Origin of the sequence: Flavobacterium orientale (assembly GCF_014638005.1) — a bacterium.
GTDB classification, from domain to species: domain Bacteria; phylum Bacteroidota; class Bacteroidia; order Flavobacteriales; family Flavobacteriaceae; genus Flavobacterium; species Flavobacterium orientale.
In genome coordinates this window covers 21,085-34,974 of record NZ_BMFG01000012.1, presented here as the reverse complement: position 1 = coordinate 34,974, position 13,890 = coordinate 21,085, and the positions used below count along the sequence as shown (strand labels likewise).

The 13,890-nt window shown below is 38.7% G+C and carries 12 protein-coding genes; 4 read left to right on the top strand and 8 right to left on the bottom strand.

All coding sequences use genetic code 11. The features are described from left to right. The first annotated feature begins 544 nt into the window (after nucleotides 1-544). The 4 genes from IEV15_RS13120 to IEV15_RS13105 all read left to right on the top strand — a co-directional run bounded on the left by IEV15_RS13120 (nucleotide 545) and on the right by IEV15_RS13105 (nucleotide 4,969). Nucleotides 545-1,141, top strand: a complete 597-nt coding sequence (locus IEV15_RS13120) for a Crp/Fnr family transcriptional regulator (RefSeq protein ID WP_188362991.1) — start codon at nucleotides 545-547, stop codon at nucleotides 1,139-1,141. Next, entirely contained in the window at nucleotides 1,141-2,355 is a 1,215-nt protein-coding gene (locus tag IEV15_RS13115; protein WP_188362990.1) for a hypothetical protein, read from the top strand. Before IEV15_RS13120 ends, IEV15_RS13115 begins: the two co-directional genes overlap by 1 nt. A gap of 85 nt (nucleotides 2,356-2,440) precedes the next feature. Beyond that, nucleotides 2,441-2,995 (top strand): fasciclin domain-containing protein, encoded by a 555-nt coding sequence (locus tag IEV15_RS13110; RefSeq protein ID WP_188362989.1) that lies wholly within the window; start codon nucleotides 2,441-2,443, stop codon nucleotides 2,993-2,995. Nucleotides 2,996-3,166: 171 nt separating this feature from the next. Beyond that, nucleotides 3,167-4,969: a hypothetical protein gene (locus tag IEV15_RS13105; protein WP_188362988.1), complete on the top strand. Its 1,803-nt coding sequence runs from the start codon at nucleotides 3,167-3,169 to the stop codon at nucleotides 4,967-4,969. Between the two features lie 4 nt (nucleotides 4,970-4,973). Here the strand turns inward: IEV15_RS13105 and IEV15_RS13100 are convergent, their stop codons facing one another. From IEV15_RS13100 to IEV15_RS13065, 8 genes are all read right to left on the bottom strand, one after another. Beyond that, the gene (locus tag IEV15_RS13100) at nucleotides 4,974-5,408 is read right to left on the bottom strand and encodes an RrF2 family transcriptional regulator (RefSeq protein WP_188362987.1); all 435 of its coding nucleotides are present in this window, start codon (nucleotides 5,406-5,408) and stop codon (nucleotides 4,974-4,976) included. A gap of 69 nt (nucleotides 5,409-5,477) precedes the next feature. Further along, the gene (locus tag IEV15_RS13095; protein WP_188362986.1) at nucleotides 5,478-5,918 is read right to left on the bottom strand and encodes a hypothetical protein; all 441 of its coding nucleotides are present in this window, start codon (nucleotides 5,916-5,918) and stop codon (nucleotides 5,478-5,480) included. 76 nt (nucleotides 5,919-5,994) lie between these two features. After that, complete coding sequence (ric, locus tag IEV15_RS13090; protein ID WP_373282171.1) at nucleotides 5,995-6,720, bottom strand: iron-sulfur cluster repair di-iron protein; 726 nt, start codon at nucleotides 6,718-6,720, stop codon at nucleotides 5,995-5,997. A gap of 88 nt (nucleotides 6,721-6,808) precedes the next feature. Further along, nucleotides 6,809-9,889: a cytochrome c biogenesis protein gene (locus IEV15_RS13085; protein WP_229734161.1), complete on the bottom strand. Its 3,081-nt coding sequence runs from the start codon at nucleotides 9,887-9,889 to the stop codon at nucleotides 6,809-6,811. Nucleotides 9,890-9,947: 58 nt separating this feature from the next. Then, a complete protein-coding gene (locus tag IEV15_RS13080; RefSeq protein ID WP_188362984.1) occupies nucleotides 9,948-11,258 on the bottom strand; it encodes an alginate export family protein in 1,311 nt (436 codons plus the stop codon). A gap of 18 nt (nucleotides 11,259-11,276) precedes the next feature. Beyond that, on the bottom strand, nucleotides 11,277-12,764 hold the full coding sequence (nrfA, locus tag IEV15_RS13075) for an ammonia-forming cytochrome c nitrite reductase (protein ID WP_188362983.1): 1,488 nt from the start codon (nucleotides 12,762-12,764) through the stop codon (nucleotides 11,277-11,279). A gap of 7 nt (nucleotides 12,765-12,771) precedes the next feature. Then, nucleotides 12,772-13,425 carry a cytochrome c nitrite reductase small subunit gene (gene nrfH / locus IEV15_RS13070; protein WP_188362982.1) on the bottom strand — a complete coding sequence of 218 codons (654 nt, stop codon included), beginning with the start codon at nucleotides 13,423-13,425 and terminating at the stop codon, nucleotides 12,772-12,774. An 82-nt stretch (nucleotides 13,426-13,507) separates the two neighbouring features. Next, nucleotides 13,508-13,879, bottom strand: a complete 372-nt coding sequence (locus IEV15_RS13065; protein WP_188362981.1) for a group III truncated hemoglobin — start codon at nucleotides 13,877-13,879, stop codon at nucleotides 13,508-13,510. Nucleotides 13,880-13,890 lie beyond the last annotated feature (11 nt).

The window sequence follows — 13,890 nt, the reverse complement described above, 5'->3', positions numbered from 1 at the left end:
AGTTAACTTTTATTTTTCGTGTAGGAGTTCGTTACGTTTTATGCTAAAATGGGAACGCGGATTAGGCAGTTTTAACCGCAAAGAGAACGCTAAGTTTAAGCAAAGGTCGCTACGGATGGGCATCATAAAAAACTCTGTGTCTTTAGTGTTTTCAGTGAGAGCCCTTACTGCCTCTTCAAGAAACCAAAGCGTAGTGTCTTAATGTCAAAAAAACTATATTTCTCTCTTATAATCATAAGTAGAAAAAATACAGGCTCATTAGAACAGCGGTGCGTTGAATTGGGTTTTGTCTAACGGGATTGAAAAACGGCTTGCTGTTCCGATAGGACCGGATTGAAACCGGCCCTACAATATGGGTCGATGCTACGTCTCTGGGAGGTGTTTGTTTGTATAAAGGTGTTGAAAACCTGTCTTGCTTGCCATGTCAATAGGTTGCGACTGCATTTCGTTGCACATAAAATTACAAAAAAAGAAAGTTTATGATAATTATCATTTACGCTTTCAATATAATTAAAGATATTTACATCTTTAATTGTTTCTTACTATGCAAATCGATTTGGATTTACTCTTCACTTGGGGGGCTGTAGCAAAAAAATACAAAAAAAATGACATCATTTTCTATGAAGATGACAGGGCTCTATTTTACTATCAAATCCTGGAAGGCTCAGTTAGGATGTACAATTCAAATGATGAGGGCAAAGAATTTACCCAAGGTGTTTTTTGTGAAGGTCGTAGTTTTGGAGAACCGCCTTTATTTATCAATGAAGTGTATCCCACCACTGCAGTAGCCTCACAAGACAGTGTAATAATTAAACTGTCAAAAGATAAATTGATGCGTATTTTGGAAGAGTATCCTTCAGTGAAATTAGCATTTTTGGAATTGATGGCAAAACGCATTTATGACAAAACCATTTCGACCAAACAAATTATCAATCAAAAGCCGGAACATCGCATTAAATCCTTTTTAGAAAACTATAAAAAGCAAAACCAATTTTGTGTTGATGATAAAACGTACATTCCTTATACAAGGCAAGAAATTGCAGACTTTACCGGTTTACGGGTTGAAACGGTTATTCGCACACTTTCAGAAATGAATAAATCCAATAAGGTACGTATTGATAAACATAAATTATTTTTTTGATGAAGTCCCTCTCGCTACTCCAATGGATAAAAATCACACTTTTCAGCTTATTTCTAGTGGCTCTCATGGGGCTTTTAATGCGGTATAAGATTGCTTTTGAATTGCCTTTTTTAGCTCAAAAGAACCTACAGCATGCCCACTCTCATTTTGCTTTTTCAGGATGGGTCACACAGCTCTTGATGGTTTTAATGGTTCGCTATTTATCGCAATATACCTCGGAAACAAAAATCAAAAAATACAACCACCTCTTTTGGGTCAACATTATTGTAGCCTACAGCATGCTCATTAGTTTTGTCATTCAAGGATATGGCTTTGTTTCTATTTTGTTTTCAACACTCAGTATTTTTGTATTTGTCTGGTTTGCCCTTTGGTTTTATCAGGACGCTAAAGAAATTCCCTCCCATTCTTTAAGTAAAAAATGGTTTTTGCTATCCCTGTTTTTTGGGGTGCTTTCTTCCCTAGGCACCTTTGCTTTAGCGTATATGATGGCTACAAAAAATGTACCCCAAGATTGGTATTTGTCTTCCATTTATTTCTATTTGCATTTTCAGTACAACGGCTGGTTTTGGTTTGCCTGCACCGGATTGTTTGTGAGTTTATTACAACCCACCCTGAAATTGACCCGAGATAATACCTTTGCATATCGCCTTTTTGCTTGGAGTTGCCTTCCCGCCTATTTGTTGTCGGTTTTGTGGATGCAATTACCTGTTTGGGTGTATGGATTAGCTGTACTTGCGGCACTTGTACAAGTGTACGCCTGGTGGAAACTGGCATGGGCATCACTTGCTGTGTTCAAAACCAATCCCACCATCACCCCATTTTTAAAAATAGTATTTCAAGGAATTGCTTTTTGTGTCACACTCAAACTACTCTTGCAGTTGGGTTCCGTTTTTCCTGTGGTAAGCCAATTGGCATTTGGCTTTAGACCGATTGTAATTGCCTATATGCATTTGGTTTTATTGGCCATCATTTCCGGTTTTTTATTGGCTTATCTCTATACGAATCATTTGATATATCGCTCTGTTAAAACTCAATTCTTCTTATTCATATTTAGTATCGGTATTTTTTTAAACGAATTACTATTGGCACTTCAAGGTATTTTTTCTTTTGCTTATGTATTAATTCCGTATGCCAATGAGCTGCTTTTTATAGTGGCTATTATTTTAGTAACCGGTATATTGGGGATTGTATATTTTAATCATAAAAAAATTTGAAAAAGTCATTTCTTATGATTACACTCATAAAATAGTTTTTACAAAACAAGGAACTTTGATTCTGAAATTTTAAAGCACCCTAATTATGAAAAAAACAATTCAACTTCTCGTTTTAGCCGGTTGCATACTGGTGTTAAGTTGCAAGCAAAACAATGAAACTCCTCCAGCTGCCACATCAGAAAACGGTGTGGATTTAAGTGTTGGACAAGAAGGAGTTGTAGATGAAACGTCCAATCCGAATATTGTTCAAGTTGCCTCGGGAAGTAAAGATCACACCACCTTGGTTGCCGCTGTTAAAGCTGCAGGATTAGTCACTTCTTTGAGCAATGCAGGACCTTTTACCGTTTTTGCCCCTACTAATGCCGCTTTTGATCAACTTCCGGCAGGCACTGTTGAAGGTTTACTTAAACCCGAGAAAAAAGGCGATTTAGAAAATATTTTAGGGTACCACACCTATGTTGGTTCCCTAAAAACAGAATACATGCAAGACGGCCAAGAGTTTGATATGGTTTTTGGAGGAAAAGTAACCATTACAAAAGAAGGGGATAAAACGTTTGTTAATGGCTCTGAAATTGTGGCCAGCATCCCTACATCAAATGGCATTATCCATGTGATTGGAGCGGTTTTACTGCCTAAATAAAAGTATTTTTTGTTTTAATTATTAATTCGGAAAAAGCGTGAACGGTCGTATTCACGCTTTTTCTATTACTGCCATTTATAATTTTATTAAATATGAATGAACATGATTAAAATCATATTCTGCTCTTTATACAAAAAGCATCTTTGCGACTTTATACTAAAACACCATTTAATGACAACCCAACTTTCTACACATACGTTTCACATCCCTGTAATGGGATTAGCCTTTACTATTGACAGTCCGATTCGCGTAGCACAATATGGCATCGATTCGGTTATTTCCATTGCAGATGATGAATTAATTGAAAAAATGAATGCCTTTTATGCTGAAAAATTCCAACTTCCTTATCAGGAGATTTCAAAAAAAATGCAGGATTACAGGGCCAAAAGAATCACCTCCTATTTGAATTTGGTCGATTTGGTTGTAAAAGAAAAATTTGAACATTACAAAACAGAATTAGCTCACAGCAAAGCTAAATTGGATCATTTTATGGCAATGCTCCCCACCAAATCAGAATTAAAAACCAAATTAACTACCTTTTTATCTGAGGGTGTCTTCTGCCCCACCCAAATAAAAAGCTTTTTAGAAAAAAATCTCTCGCCGGGAAGCATTGATGTCAATATTATGACCAAATTGGATAAAGATAATTTTGATGGAAAGGAACAATTGCCGGTTGAATTTAATGATGCCCACGCGGCTTTACGTGGGTTTGCCAACAGCACTGTTGCCTCTTCACTTGTTCTTTCTGCCGGAATGAATCCGCGGTTATTTAGTTATATGGAACAGTTTGATGTGTTTTTTCCCTCAATGGAAGGAAAACGGAACAAAAAAATCACCTTAAAAGTGAGTGATTATCGCTCGGCTTTAATCCAAGGCAATTTATTGGCAAAAAAAGGAATCTGGGTTTCTGAATACCGAATAGAATCGGGATTAAATTGTGGCGGACATGCTTTTGCTACAGACGGGTTTTTGCTGGGTCCGATTTTAGAAGAATTCAAACAGAAGAAAACAGAATTACTACAATCCACTACCGATTTGCTCAACAAAGCTCTGTTGACCAAAGGCAAAGCGGTACCGGAACAACCTTTACCCTTAAAAATCACAGTGCAAGGAGGCGTTGGAACAGCCGAAGAGCATCAATTTTTATTGGATTATTACGAGGTAGATTCCGTAGGTTGGGGTTCTCCCTTTTTATTGGTTCCCGAGGCCACCTCTTTAGATCAAGAAACCCGTGATTTGTTGGCAAATGCCAAAGAAGCCGATTTCTATTTAAGCAACATATCGCCTTTGGGAGTTCCGTTTAACACCTTAAAAGGAACTACCAACGACTTTTTTAAAACGCAACGCATCAAAGCAGCAAAAGCCGGGAGTTCGTGTCCTAAAAAGTTTTTGGCCTTGAGTAAGGAGTACGATCCAACGGGAAGTTGCACGGCTTCAAAAAAATACCAAGATATCAAATTAGCATTGTTGCAGGAACGTAAGAATGAGATCTCTGGAGAGCAATTTGAAAAAGAATTCCATCAAATTACCGAAAAATCGTGTCTATGTGTTGGTTTGGCCAATTCCAGTTATTTGGAAATGGACATTCCTATAAAAGGTCAGTCACAAGGCGTTGTGGTGTGTCCGGGGCCTAATTTAGCCTATTTTGACAAGGAAGTTTCGCTGCTTCAAATGGTGCAACACATTTACGGCACCACCAACGATTTAGTAGCCGCCAACCGTCCCCACTTTTTCATCAAAGAATTGTCGTTATATGTTGCTTATTATAGTAAAGAAATTGCTGTTTTAGAAGCAGCGTCTGCTCAACAATTAAAAAAAGCAAATCAGTTCAGAATGAATTTATTGGATGGTATTCTTTACTATAAAAAGATGTTTGAAAGCACCCCATACTTTAAAGCGATGCAAACTGGTATTTCTGAAGTATTAGACCGTTTTGAAACGGAATTGAAACTGGAACAAGAAGTAGTCTATTAGAGGATTACTGTTTTAGAAACGATTCCCCCGATTTTAAACCCAGTGCTAATTCTTCCAAATTGGTTGTTTCCAGCATTTGTCGCAAGTCATTGCGAATGGACATGAATTTGTCATGCAAGGGGCACGGATGCTTGGCATTGCATCTTTCCATGCCTAATCCGCAACCATTAAAGACAGCATCCCCATCAATCGCTTGAACGATATGGGTTAATTTTACTTTTGAAATTCCTGCGAATGGAATATAGAAGCCGCCATTCACTCCTCTGACCGACTGAATGATATGCTTTTTTACCAATTTTTGAAGAATTTTAGCTGTAAAAGCTTCGGGGGAATCAATTTCTATGGCGATGTCAACAAATCCTACTTTTTTATCTTGTAACGAATTGGTAGTGATAAAAATTACTGCTTTGATTGCATATTCACATGATTTTGAAAACATAGCTTTGTTTTTTTTTCAAAAATAGTAACTAATTGCCAATTAACATCTTTGTAACCAAAAGAAATGAGCTTACTGAAAATAGTTAAAATAGTCGTTTAAGTACGTTTTGATATCGGCAGTATTTTCGGCAGTTACTTCTTCTGATAGATTATCAATTCTTGTTTTCAAAGGAAGTAAATAATTGTGTAATTGGTCATGGGCTTCACCAGTCATCGTGCATTTTTTAAAAATCATCGCAAATTCCGCTTTTAAATCGGCTACTAATTTTTCAGCATCGCCCGTCTCAATGGTATAAGCTGCCATTACTTCTTGCATGTTTTTGATGCCTTCGGTAGTTGCAGCATTGGCTTCCCATAGCTTACCGCTGTTTAAGGATACAGCCGGTATTTGGAACGCATCTTCCTGTTCTATTACCGTTTTTTCATCTGTTCCCTTTTGACTTTCCTTTTGATTACACGATAACATTCCTATAATCCCCAGCATCATTACCCATTTAACTCCTGTGTTCATCTTGTTTATTTTTAAATTGAAAATTGACTGCCTTAAAAAAAGGCGATCAATTTTCGGTTCTTAGTATTTGAATTTGTTATTGCAATTCCAATTGCAGTGCGATAGCTTTTGGAAACAAAATGTTATTCTCCAAATGGATGTGCTTGTGTAAATCTTGCTCAAACTCCTCCAACAATTGATAAGTTACCCTATAAGTAGTACACGCGTCTTCGGGAGGTGCAAAACCATCTGTGAGGGTCGCAATGGTAGCAAAACGATCCCCTTCTGTAGTATGTTCGTCTTTCATCATAGCAATTGGATTTTCAACGGAACCAAAAGGTGGTTGTTCGATACGTTGGTTTTCGTTTTGGGCTTTTACCATTTTTTGTATAAAAGGAAACAAGATTAATTCCTCTTTTTTCATGTGCTGCGTTAAATCGCCGGCAGAAAAACGGAATAAATCATAAATATCATGCAATTCAGGATGACGTCCACCATGCACTTTACATAATTTCTCTAAAAATTGTAGCAGCACAGGAATTTGTTTTTCCACGTAACGATGATGTGTTTTTTCAATGTAAGTGGTCAACAAATCCAGCGGCCATGTTTTAAAATCTATCGCGTTAGCGGGTGGTTCCTGCAACACATTTTTCAATTCACTTTGAATTTGTTCCTGTGAAAATCCTTTTCTTTCGCAGGCTTCCTGCAGGGTTCTGTGACCCTTGCAACAAAAATCAATGCCGTGTTTTCCAAAAACGGATGCTGCTCTATAATCTTGGGCTACCATTTCTCCAATAGTAGTTTCGGGTGTCATTGTGATCATAACTTTAAGTTTAATAATTGTACAATAGTACGGTGAAACTTTAGCTTATAGTATGACCCTAGTCATAACGACTTATATTTCTTTTTTTCTACTCCAGAGCTTGTTTTTCTTGCAACGTAAGTCTTTTATATTTACAGATAGCGAACACAGAAATAATCAGAAGTATAGCCACCGTAACATATGCCCAGCCAGGAACCGGAATAGGATCTCCTTTGGCATAGGAGTGCAAACCCGATAAATAGTAATTCACTCCGAATGAGGTCATCACGATTGTAGAAAAACCCCATAGAGCTACTATATTAAATATCAAAACATTTCGCAAAACGGGAATCAAACGAAAATGCAAAATAATCGCATAAATTACAATCGAAATCAAGGCCCAAGTTTCTTTTGGGTCCCAAGCCCAATAGCGACCCCAGCTTTCGTTGGCCCAAACGCCGCCTAAAAATGTTCCGACGGTGAGTAAATACAAACCAATCATCAAAGCCATTTCATTGACTATCATCAACTCACGCAAGCTTTTAAACCAACTGTGAGGCACTTGCTTTGGTTTGAAAATAAGCAACAACAAACTCAACAAGCCCAATACTGCCGATAGAGCCAAAGGAGCATATCCGCTCACAATAACAGCAACATGTATCTTAAGCCAATAGGAATGTAAAACCGGCATTAGGTTGGTAATTTCAGGGTTCAGCCAATCTAGGAAACTCACAAACAATAAGGTTCCCGAAAACAGTAAACCCATAGGTAAGGTAAACCTGGATTTTTTTGCCAAAGCAATTCCAATGAACAATACCCCCCAAGCCACAAAAACCAACATTTCAAAGCCATCACTCCATGGAGGGTGTTTGGCTATATACCATCTGAGCATTAAATGAAACGTAAAGACTAACAACCCAAGCCAGGACAGTACAACACCCACGTTCCAGAGCACGTTCCATATTAGTGACGTATTGAAAATTTTTACCAAAGCTACCACAAGCAGTACGATGCCAATTATCCAAAACAACCCAAACAAGCGATTGCCTAATTGAAGTCGGTTATAGAGCAATTCCGCACTAATTTGAGTTGCGGAAGGATAGACCTCCGCTCCCGCTTTTTGTTGATATAGATGAAGATAGTCGAGTGCCTTTTCGGCTTCGCTGAAATCCTGTTTTTCTAATCCATTTTCGATGGCTGTAAGGAACATTGGGGTGATATTTTGCACAAAAGTAGCGTCTTCTTCATCAAAACCTTGCTGGCTTTGATGCATCGTAAACCAGGTGTTTTGTGTATCGTTTCGATTGGGGAAAATCCGAAGAAAATCACCGCTGACTAATCCGTAAAAAATATTGAATCGCTCATCTAATTTTAGAATTTCATTGTGGCTTTCGTTTCGCTCTGACGGCTTTAATCGATTGGCTTCTTCCACTAGTGCTTGAATTAAGTAGGCACCTTCACGATCTACCAAATCTTGGAACGCCAGATACGGTGTTGGTTTTTTGGAAATGACTTCATACACCTTTGACAACTTGTGGTGGTCATTTTTAATAATGGGCAGCAACATAAATCCCTGTGGATCGAGTTGCATGGCCAACAAAAATTGTTCTGCTGTTAAATGTAAAGTCGCTTGTTCACCGGGTAACCGAAGCGTTGACTTCCCGTGTATTTTTCGTGTAATTTCATTGGCCAAGGTGTTCATCGGCTTCATCCTTCCGTCAATATCTTGAACGATTAAAGTGCCGTAATTCGCAGCCAAATCTTCAGGAACCACTACCATCGCTCTTGAAGGTGTTTGTGCCAACGCCCAAGTAGTACTCATTAAAAACAGCAACAAAATAACTGTTGTTTTTTGTAATGTTTGCAATTGGCGGTTCAAATTACGGAATCTTCCAGTTTTGCTAAAAAAGGCTAAAAACATACCAAGCGAAAGGAAAAAATAACCTAAATAAGTCAAAATTGTTCCCGGACGGTCTTGATTGATCGACAGTACTGAGCCTTTTTCATCAGTATCGTAGGAGGATTGGTAAAAACGAAAACCGCGGTGATCCAATACATTATTCATAAAAATGCGGTACGGGAATTTTTCATCACCGTCTATAACTTGTACTTGACTGGCATAACTTGACGGACTTTGACTCCCAGGATATCGCTCCAGTTCAAATTTTTGAAGTTGCAATGCAAAAGGTAAAACGATTGGTTTAGAACCGAAGGTTACTTTATACTTATTTCCTTCGTGTTCAAAATACTTCCATTCTGATTGAAAACTGACCATTTTTACAAAGTGCTCCACGAGTTCCTTACCTTGACTGTCTTGTAAACTAAAATGTATAATATCAGGCAAATCATCGCGGTCTTCCTCGGTACTTCGATAGCTCAATTGAATTTGTTCGTGTATTTGCTTGACCACAAAAGCTCCACCTTCCCACTGATATAAGGTGCGTTGAAACAACACTTGCTCTTCTCCTGCATGTAAAAAACTCATTTTTTGCGTGGCCATTTCCATCATCTGCAAAGCAGCCTTTGACTTGATTATCCAAGTGGAATCGCGTTTAAAAATTTGTATATCCCCCTCTTTGTCGGCATTCAGACTTAAGGTTTGATTTTTTAGGGTAACGGTCTCGCCTACTTCGAGCATCACATCTTCTCTACCGTCTTGACCGAGAGCGACGGCAATTTCGAAATAATCTTTATTCCCGGGTTGCGGGTCTAGCACTGCTTTCGGATGAAAACCTTTAAACTGAACTTTCCAAGATTCTTCTTTCCAACCAATGTTTTTTTCAAAAGGTTTGAAACCCTGCGGAATCAAGGTAAAAGGCTGTTGATAAATAACCGGTTCGCCCTGCACCGTTTGTAGTTGTAAATATTTACTTTGAGTAAAAAAAGTATCGTTGGTTTGTCCTTCTCGCAAGTGCATCAGTCCTTCGGTACTAAAATAACGCGTTACGCCGGCACCCACCAAAATAAGTATAAATGCCAAATGAAACATACCAATAGGCCAGCTGAATTTGTTCAGCATTTGGTATTGTGATAAATGCAATAAAAAATTAACGGACAGCCACAACAATAGCAGCTCAAACCACCAGGCTTCATAAAACCACGCTCTTGCAGTGGGTGTTCCAAAATCATTTTCAACAAAAGTTGCTACCGCCATGGCTGTGGCTAAAAGCAGTAATACTACTAGGGCCATTTTTGTGGAGAACACAAATGAAAGAGCTTTTAACATAACTTTGAATTATTCCTTACATTTAAAATAAAATTCCAATAAATTTTTGTGGCATGTTGGGTCTGAAAATTAGCATAACATAGGCCCAGTTTTGTGTAGGTTGTAAATTGTCTCCTTTGATAAAGTCGTAGGTATCGGTTTGAAACATATGGCTATATCCACCTTGAATGGAGAAAGCCGGACTCACTATGTAGCCCAAACTCAAATCAATTTCTGAACCCAAAGCTGAACTTAAATTTTCCACACCATTATTTACCTCGGCATTTGCCTGAAAATAATGATAATCCAATTGGGTGAAAAATTTCTTCGAGAAATCATAGCGACCTTTGAGGTAATAATCGTTCAATCCCACTGAGTTTAGGTGCCGGTTGGCCACATAAAAAACATCCATATAGCCGTTGAATAAATGGTTTGTGCCATACAGCGGATTGAAGGAATAATTATTCTCGATTTCGGTAGTGTTTGTACCGCTTATCAATTCGAATCCGGCAATCATACGAAATCGCTTTCCGGCCGTTTCATCATGAAAAAACGTACGCTGATATTGTGCACTTACATCATAACCCGATAACGACTTACCCATAAAATCCTTTCCGGTTTGATAATAGGCAAATCCCGAGAATTGGTTTTTTCCATGCGTATACTGCAAAGTGGGTAAACCAACAGTTAGGTTGTCAAAATGAGGATTTCCTTCAAACTGTGCGTTTTGACGGGACTCATTCCACACCAAAAAGGAATAATGCCATGTTTCGGATTTGTTTTCATAACGGAGCATTTGGGCACTTTTATACTGATTAGGAACTACAAAGGGAGCCTCTGCTACAGGTAAATTTCCTCCGTTTTGATTGTATCCCCCACCAATGTGCAATTTTCGGTTGCCTTTTTCGTAACTAATCATGGCAAAATCGTGGGCTCTTCCTTGCATGAACCAATCTAAATTTCCCAAAAAACGAGCATTATCATAGTTCAATTCTTGACGTCCAACTTTGATAGACCAGGCATTATCGAGTTTGTAATGAGCCCAAGCTTCGTGAAGCGACAGGTTGTTATCATCGCGTTTTACCTGCGGACTATCGCCCCAAGTTCGGATGTCTTGAACCGACATAAATAAGGTAAGGTTTTCGAAAGAATAGTGAGCCTGCAAACGGGCACGGTGTGTAATGAACTTAGCTGCTTCTTGTTCTTCTGAAAGGGGTTCGATATGGCCGTGGCGGTATTCTGCCCGTTGTAACAATTGACCATCTAAGACGAATTTTCCTTTTTCCGGCTCTTGAGCCAAAGCAATAACAGGGATTAGGCAGGACAACCACACCCCCCTCCAACTAGTATTCATGAGATTTGAATTTAAAAATTAATTGACTTTAGTAATCTTCTTTTTTGATTCTCTGGCTTTACCGTCACGAATCCATTGTGGAACTATTTGTGATAAATACACTTGTTTTTCCGCTTTTTCTTTGGGTATATCTAAACCGATATATTTTTGCAACGCATCTTTACTTGTAAAATCAGGCATTGGAACCGGTTGGTTGAAATTTTTAGAAGCTAGTAGTCTCGCTAACTTTAATCGGGCTTCCTGAATTTTATCGGTTGCTGATGTAATCATGCGACTGGTTTCCAGTGGAGCATGAAAGGCAGCTCCGTGTGATGCTACTGAAAAATCCCAACGCCATTGGGCGTGACGAATCAGCGTTAAAACGTCCTTCATTTGAGCTTCTGTTACTCCCAATTCCCATGCTTTTGCAGCTTCGATATGAGCCATGGCAATCAGTTTTTGTAATTTTGAAGAACCTTCTTTTATTTTTTGTTGCCGTTCATACACATCGTTAATCAAGCTTTCTTTTTTCTCCCGGTGGCATACAAAACAAGAATTTTCTACATTGGCCAAGGGAGAGCCAATATGATGGTCAGTGAACTTTTGTCCGCCTTCTGATTTGTAAGGCATGTGACAATCGGCACAAGATACCCCTCTTTTGGCATGAACTCCCATCATATACAATTCATAGTCGGGATGCTGTGCTTTTAGCATTTTAGCTTTACTAATGGGATGTACCCAGTCTGCAAAATCGATGTTATCATAATACCGTTCCATATCTTCTACGGTCATACCTTCTTTCCATGGAAACACCAAATAAGCAGCCCCTTCTTTTCCCGGTATATTTTTATTGAAATAATATTCCACGTGGCATTGAGCACACACTAGCGAACGCATTTCCTGATGAGACGCTTTACTGATATCTTTGCCCATGGCCTCAAAGGCTTCAATTAAAGCAGGACGGGTTATAGTTAAATTCATGGTTTTGGAGTCGTGACAATCAGCACAACCAATCGGATTTATGACTTCTGAACCAAAATCTGATAATTTCTTACTGTAGTATTCAGTGACACCCATTTCGCTCATCAATCGAGGAACATCCGGACTTTTACAAGTCCAACAAGTGGAAGGCATCACGCCATCACCAGCTTTCATGGGAGCACCGATTCTTAGACTGTTATGAACATCTGTAACGGCATGGGCGTGGCCGCGAGGTTGGTTGTAGTCTTTACTAAAAGCATATCCGGCCCAAATAATGACTAATTCAGGCTGGTCTTTTAATGCATCTTTAAAACCGCTGGTTGACACATAACCTCTAAAAGTCGTATCTGCTGTTTTCATATAGGACTGATACTGACGTGGATAATTTAACCCCCACACCGAATCGCGTGGTTCAATACCTTCCAAAAGTACTTTGGGTTGGTAGGCAAAACGGGCTTCCGTTTTTCGGTCCATTATGGAATACGACAACATGCCGAGTAAAAAAACGACTATTGCCGTGATGATGAAAAGTACCCAATTTTTCATAGTTTCTTTATTTAATTGGTTGTGTTGATTTAGTTTGGTTTTTATTCATTTCTTTCTGCAGCCAGGCAGGAATGATTTGTTGATCTTCGCGAAGGTGTGTTTTAATAGGTTCAATTTGATGACCCACAGCCGAAAGGCTTTTTACTTTTCCGTGGGGCACTTCTTTATGGCAATCCCAACACAGGCGGTCGGTGCGATGTTCTTGATGGTTATCTACAAAAGCAGCCATTTTGGCATCGGTCACTTGATCTTGGTGGCAACGCACGCAATTGCTTTGAATCACTCGAATGGAAGGTTCTAAAGCACGAATAACTTCCGGTTCTGCCCTGAGGGTAAAAATGGAGGCATGATAAAGTCCGTCTTTCGCTTTGAAGTAGTATTTATTAAAAACATTATCGTGAGGAACGTGACAATCGTTACAATGGGCCACTTCTCTGTGAGAAGAGTGCGTCCAAGTGAGGTATTGTGGTGTCATGATGTGACAATTGACACAAGCTTCAGGGTCATCAGAAAGATAAGAAGCTGCATTACTCAATCGTAACACATACAGTCCGAGGCCGACGATACAAGCCATTAAAAAAGTGGCAGGCATACGCCATTTTTTGGTAGGCACCAAACTGTGTTTAAACAGAAAACGTTTGAACTTCTGAAAAACTGCCATGGCGTTATTTTAACAAAATTTAAACAATTGTAAAGGTATGAAAAAGCGGTTAAAAATCGATAAATATCATTTAAACAAAATTTTAATTTATAGTTTTATACATAATTACATCCGAAATATTCTTAGCTCTCATTTTAATTTCTTCTGCTTTTTCACCTTCAAAAAGTTCGTCTACGGTTTGTCTGAAAACTATATTCCAATGCTCAAAATGAGCATGAGAAAGCGGGCATTTGCTGTGCAACTCTTTGTGTTTTTGCATTGGATTTCCGTCGAAGTTTCCGGTAAAAAATAACACGTTTTCCCAAAAATCATACATCTTTGGCAAGTGCGTTTCCCAATTAATTTGGGCCACCTCATTGAACAAAAACCCAATGACGTTATCTGTTTTTATCTTCTCGTAGAATGCATTTACCAATCGGACGATGTCTGTTCTATTCTGTATATCTTTTTTCATCACCTTTCAAT